Genomic DNA, 5,427 nt, shown 5'->3' on the forward strand with positions numbered 1-5,427 from the left:
GTCGTCGCCGTCGCCGCCGTCGGCGGCCTGTTGGACGTCGACGGCGGCGACACCGGCCGCGCTGTGCGTGCAGTGATCGCCGTGGCCGTGGGAACGGCCGCGGGCTGGCTGCTGCGGCGGTACCTGGTCGGCTACCTCGGTGGTGTCACCGGGGACGTACTCGGCAGCCTCGTCGAGGTCACGGCGACGGTCACCCTGGTGTTCATGGCCCTGGACGTCCCCTACGGGGTGAAGCACCGCCTCGGCATCCTGTAGAACCTCGGCGACCTGTAGAACCTCGGCGACCTGAAGGTCCCGGCATCCGGTGGAACCACATCGGCATCCGGTAGGACCGCCTCGGCATCCGGTGAAACCTGCCGGGTGCTCTTACCGCGGGGACCACCCACGAGCGCATCCACGAGCTACTTCGGGGACGCGTCCACGAACGGCGGCCGGACCACCGTCATCGTCGACGGCCGTCCCCGCACGTCCACCCGGACGGTGTCCCCCTCGGCGACGCCGCGGCCGAGCAGGGCAAGGCCGATACCGGTCCGCAACGTCGGCGAGAACGTCCCGCTGGTGACCTCGCCCACCGGCCCGCCGTCCGGCCCGTACACCGCCATGTGCGGCCGCGGGATGCCGCGATCGGTCGAACACAGGCCCCACAACAGGCGCGCCGGGCCCGCCGTCCGCTCCGCCACGAGCGCGTCCCGGCCCCAGAACTGTTCCTTGTTCCAGCCCACCGCCCAACCGGCCCGCGCCTGCACCGGGGTGATCGAGGGCGACAGGTCCTGGCCGTGCAACGGGTAGCCCATCTCGGTCCGCAGGGTGTCGCGGGCGCCGAGGCCGCAGGGGCGCACCCCTGCCGCCGCGCCGGCCACCACCAGCGCGTCCCACACCGCCGGGGTGTCCTCCCAGCGCGTCACGAGCTCGAACCCGCGTTCGCCGGTGTAGCCCGAGCGGCACACGGCAATCTCCCGGCTGACGCCGTCCCCGGCAGCGGCGTCCCCGCTGTCCGGGCCGGTGCCCTTCCAGTCGGCCTGCACGAAACTCATGTAGGCGCCGTCGACGGGCAGACCGATCGCGAACACCAGCTCCGGCGCACCCGGCCCCTGGACCGCGATCACGCCGAAGGCCGAGTGCAGGTTCTCGACGGTGACCCCGGGCGGGGACGCCGCCGCGAGCCGGCGGACAACCTCGGCGGTGTTGGCCGCGTTGGGGATCAGGAAGACGTCCGTGGCGGAGTACAGGTAGGCGATGAGGTCGTCCACCACTCCGCCGGTTTCGGGGTCGCAGCACAGGGTGTACTGGGCCTGCCCCGGACCGATGCGGGACAGGTCGTTGGTGAGGGCCGAGTTCACGAACTCCGCGGCGCCGGGGCCGTACACGCGCGCCTTGCCGAGGTGACTGACGTCGAAGATCCCGACCGCGGACCGGACCGCCGCGTGCTCCTTCAGCACACCCCCGCCGGGATACTCGATCGGCATCTCCCATCCGCCGAAGTCGGCCAGCTTGGCGCCGAGCGCCACGTGCCGGTCGTGCAACGGAGACCGCAGCAGCTCACCCATACCGGCAGGCTAGCCCCGGATAGCGGCTTCGCCGCGATCCGGGGACCCGAGCTCGAGGGCGAGCCACCCGCAGGGGCCCGGCCCTGCACCGTCCCGCGGTGTGTTCCGTAGTCTCTCGACATGACCGTTACTGCCGTGACAACCTCATCCGTGCTGGATCTTGACGCCGACGCACTGGTGATCGGTATTGCGACGGGCAAGGACGGTCCCATTCCGCTCGGTGGTACCGAAACGCTCGACGCTGCGCTCGGTGGCCGGCTCGCGAAGGTTCTTGCCGACCTGGGCGCGACTGGTAAGGCCGGTGACCTGGTCCGTTTCGCGACCTTGGGGATCCTGCCCGTCCCGACGGTGCTCGCGGTCGGCGTCGGTGCGCTGTCCTCGCCACCAGCGCAGATCACAGCGGCGGCGGACGCGGGCCCGGTTGAGGACACCGGGGCAGGCACGGATACGGACGCGGGCGCCGCCAGCGGCGGCATCGACCACGAGGCCCTGCGCCGCGCGGCTGGTACGGCGGTGCGTGCGCTCGCCGGCACCACCCGCGTGGCCACCACCCTCGCCCTCGCTACCGGCACCCCCGGGCCGGCGCAGCTGCGCGCCGTCGCTGAGGGATCACTGCTCGGCGCGTACGCCTTCGGGGAGTTCCGGACCACGTCCGCCGGCAACCACCGCTCGCCCGTGAGCGAAATCACATTCGTGGTGGACGAAGCCTCGCAGTCCGCGGCCGGCGACGCGGTGCGCCGGGCCGGTATCGCGGTGGACGCCGTGGCGCTCGTCCGTGACCTCGTCAACACACCACCCGGGCATCTGCCGCCGACCGTGTTCGCCGAGATCGCGGCTCGGCACGCGGGTGAGGTGGGAGTCACCGTCGAGGTGCTCGACGAACAGGCATTGGCCGACGGTGGGTTCGGCGGGATCCTCGGGGTGGGCCAGGGCTCGGCGAACCCGCCCCGCCTCGTCCGCCTCGAGTGGCGCCCGGCCGGTTCACAGGCCTCCGACCGGCCCGCGCTCGCCCTCGTCGGCAAGGGCATCACGTTCGACTCGGGCGGCCTGTCGCTCAAGCCCGCGGCCGCGATGGAATGGATGAAGATCGACATGGCGGGGGCCGCCTCGGTGCTCGCGACGCTCGTCGCGGCGGCCCGCCTGAACCTGCCGGTTCACCTCGTCGGATGGCTGCCGCTGGCCGAGAACATGCCGTCGGGCGGGGCAATCCGGCCGTCCGACGTCCTGACCCTGCGGGGCGGCACGCGGGTGGAGGTGCTCAACACCGACGCCGAGGGACGCCTGGTGCTCGGTGACGCCCTCGCCCGCGCCGCCGAGGACTCCCCCGCTCTGATCGTGGACGTCGCGACGCTCACCGGCGCGCAGATCGTCGCCCTGGGGCAGCGCACCGCCGGGGTGATGGGACGCGACGGCGCGGTCGACCAGGTCGTCGCCGCGGCCCGCGAGAGCGGCGAGTCGCTGTGGCCGATGCCGCTGCCGCCGGATCTGCGCAAGGCGCTCGACTCGAGCGTCGCCGACCTCGCCAACGTCGCCGGCGGTGGCGGCCGTGATGGCGGCATGCTGGTCGGCGGGCACTTCCTGAGCGCCTTCGTGCCCGAGGACGTCCCGTGGGCGCACATCGACATTGCCGGGCCGGCCTGGAACGGTGGCGAACCGTACGGGCACACCCCCAGGGGCGGCACCGGGATGATCGTCCGGACCCTGCTCCAACTCGCCGGGAACGTTGCCGGCAACCAGCGGCCAAGCGTCCGGTGAACCAACTACCAGCGAGTAACGAGCACCGCACGGAAGTAGTCCGGTGAAATACCGGCGTCATGCACCACACAGTCGCTGCGGACCTCCGACGCCGCGGTCTGGTGACATGAAAGACTGAACGCATCCCAACCAGTCAACGAGAAGGGACGCCTGGCGTGGTGGACTCTGCGGCGGGTCCCGTCGACCTGGTCATCCTCGGCGGCGGCAGCGGCGGTTACGCGACAGCTCTGCGTGCCGCGGAGCTCGGCCTGGACGTTTCTCTGATCGAGAAGAGCAAGCTGGGCGGAACGTGCCTGCACCGCGGGTGCATTCCGACCAAGGCGCTGCTGCACTCGGCGGAGATCGCGGACAATATTCACGAAAGTGGCAATTTCGGAATTCGATCGACCTTCGAGGGAATCGACATCGCGAAGGTCAACGCCTACAAGGACTCGGTGGTCAACAAACTTTACCGGGGTCTGACCGGCCTGGTGAACAATCGTGGCATCGAGCTCGTCGAGGGCCATGGACGGCTGGTGTCACCGACCTCCGTCGCCGTGGGCGACCGCGTAATCTCCGGTCGTCACATCGTGCTGGCAACCGGATCACAGTCGAAGTCGCTGCCGGGCCTGGAGATCGACCACCGCCAGGTGATCACCAGCGACGACGCTCTCGAACTCGACCGCGTGCCGGCCTCCGCCGTGGTGCTCGGCGCCGGCGCGATCGGCTGCGAGTTCGCCTCGGTGTGGCGCTCCTTCGGAGCCGAGGTGACGATCGTCGAGGCCCTGCCCCACCTGGTGCCGCTGGAGGAGGAATCCAGCTCCAAGCTGCTGGAGCGGGCCTTCCGCCGGCGCGGCATCAAGCAGCACCTCGGCGCCCGGTTCGCCGGTGTGAAAACCACCGACGACGGCGTCACGGTGACCCTGGAGGACGGCACGACCATCGAGGCCGAACTGCTGCTGGTGGCGGTCGGACGCGGGCCGGTATCGGAGGGGCTGGGCTACGACGAGGTCGGCATCGCGCTGGATCGCGGATACGTTCTCGTCGACCATCAGCTGCGTACCAACGTGCCGACCGTCTCCGCCATCGGTGACCTGCGGCCCGGTCTCCAGCTCGCCCATGTCGGCTTCGCCGAGGGCATCTTCCTCGCCGAAAGCCTGGCCGGGCTGAATCCAGCGCCGGTCGACTACGACAACATCCCGCGGGTCACCTACTCGCATCCCGAGGTGGCTTCGGTCGGGCTCACCTCGACCAGAGCGGCGGAACTGTACGGGGACGTTGTCACCCACACCTACGACCTGGCGGGTAACGGCAAAGCGCAGATCCTCCAGACGGCGGGTGCGGTGACGCTCGTGGCCGTGCCCGACGGGCCGGTGGTGGGCGTCCACATCGTGGGCGACCGGGTCGGCGAGCTGATCGCCGAGGCCCAGCTGATCACCAACTGGGAGGCGCTGCCCAGCGAGGTCGCTCAGCTCATCCACCCGCATCCCACATTGTCGGAGTCCATCGGCGAGGCGCATCTGGCGCTGGCCGGCAAACCGCTGCACTCCCACAACTGACAATCAATAGATCAATTTAGGGCCTCGAATGCGCGAGACGAACCACAATCGCACACTCGTCGACCCACCGATAATCAGCAGGGCCTCCGGGTACGCGAAACCAGCCATGATCGTGTGCTCTCCAGCCCACCAGCCATCAGGGCCTCCGGCGACGCGACGGCAACTCTTCGCCGCGTTGCCGGAGGCCCCCCGAGTCGCCCAGCACCCATCGCGTTCGTAGCCGTTGCCCGTCGTCCACGGTCGGTCGGACGCCGCAAAGGAGCCTTACCCCATGTCTGTGTCCGTCACGATGCCCCGTCTGGGTGAGAGCGTGTCCGAGGGCACCGTCACCCGCTGGCTGAAGAAGGAAGGCGAGCGCGTCGAGGCCGACGAGCCGCTCCTCGAGGTCAGCACGGACAAGGTCGACACCGAGATCCCCGCACCCGCGTCCGGGGTGATCAGCGCTATCCGGGTGGCCGAGGACGAAACGGTCGAGGTCGGCGTCGAACTCGCCGTGATCGACGAAGGCGGTACGGCGGAGCAGGCCGCCGCGGCCGGCCCGGGAGCCGCCGCCGAGCAGGCCCCCGCGCCCGCCGCGGCTCCCCCTC

4 protein-coding genes and 1 pseudogene are annotated in these 5,427 nt (G+C 70.6%); 4 read left to right on the forward strand and 1 reads right to left on the reverse strand.

The window, feature by feature from the left end; genetic code table 11:
• Window positions 1-255, forward strand: a pseudogene (locus CV1CTNOD_RS26855) (adenosylcobinamide-GDP ribazoletransferase); the annotation flags it as partial.
• A 146-nt stretch (window positions 256-401) separates the two neighbouring features.
• Here the strand turns inward: CV1CTNOD_RS26855 and gcvT are convergent.
• On the reverse strand, window positions 402-1,547 hold the full coding sequence (gene gcvT / locus CV1CTNOD_RS17010) for a glycine cleavage system aminomethyltransferase GcvT (RefSeq protein ID WP_131787035.1): 1,146 nt from the start codon (window positions 1,545-1,547) through the stop codon (window positions 402-404).
• A 120-nt stretch (window positions 1,548-1,667) separates the two neighbouring features.
• Between gcvT and CV1CTNOD_RS17015 the strand changes: the two genes are divergently transcribed.
• From CV1CTNOD_RS17015 to CV1CTNOD_RS17025, 3 genes are all read left to right on the forward strand, one after another.
• Window positions 1,668-3,302 (forward strand): leucyl aminopeptidase, encoded by a 1,635-nt coding sequence (locus CV1CTNOD_RS17015; RefSeq protein ID WP_131787036.1) that lies wholly within the window; start codon window positions 1,668-1,670, stop codon window positions 3,300-3,302.
• A gap of 155 nt (window positions 3,303-3,457) precedes the next feature.
• A complete protein-coding gene (gene lpdA / locus CV1CTNOD_RS17020) occupies window positions 3,458-4,840 on the forward strand; it encodes a dihydrolipoyl dehydrogenase (RefSeq protein ID WP_131787037.1) in 1,383 nt (460 codons plus the stop codon).
• A 271-nt stretch (window positions 4,841-5,111) separates the two neighbouring features.
• Window positions 5,112-5,427, forward strand: a 316-nt coding sequence (locus CV1CTNOD_RS17025) for a biotin/lipoyl-containing protein (protein WP_347402951.1), incomplete at its 3' end; no start/stop codon positions are given.

It is taken from the genome of Protofrankia symbiont of Coriaria ruscifolia (genome assembly GCF_900634745.1).
Taxonomy (GTDB): domain Bacteria; phylum Actinomycetota; class Actinomycetes; order Frankiales; family Frankiaceae; genus Protofrankia; species Protofrankia californiensis.

Bases quoted from the DNA above. Each gene is read 5' to 3' on its own strand.
- gcvT (WP_131787035.1), bottom strand. From the start codon at position 1,547: ATGGGTGAGCTGCTGCGGTCTCCGTTGCACGACCGGCACGTGGCGCTC.
- CV1CTNOD_RS17015 (WP_131787036.1), top strand. From the start codon at position 1,668: ATGACCGTTACTGCCGTGACAACCTCATCCGTGCTGGATCTTGACGCC.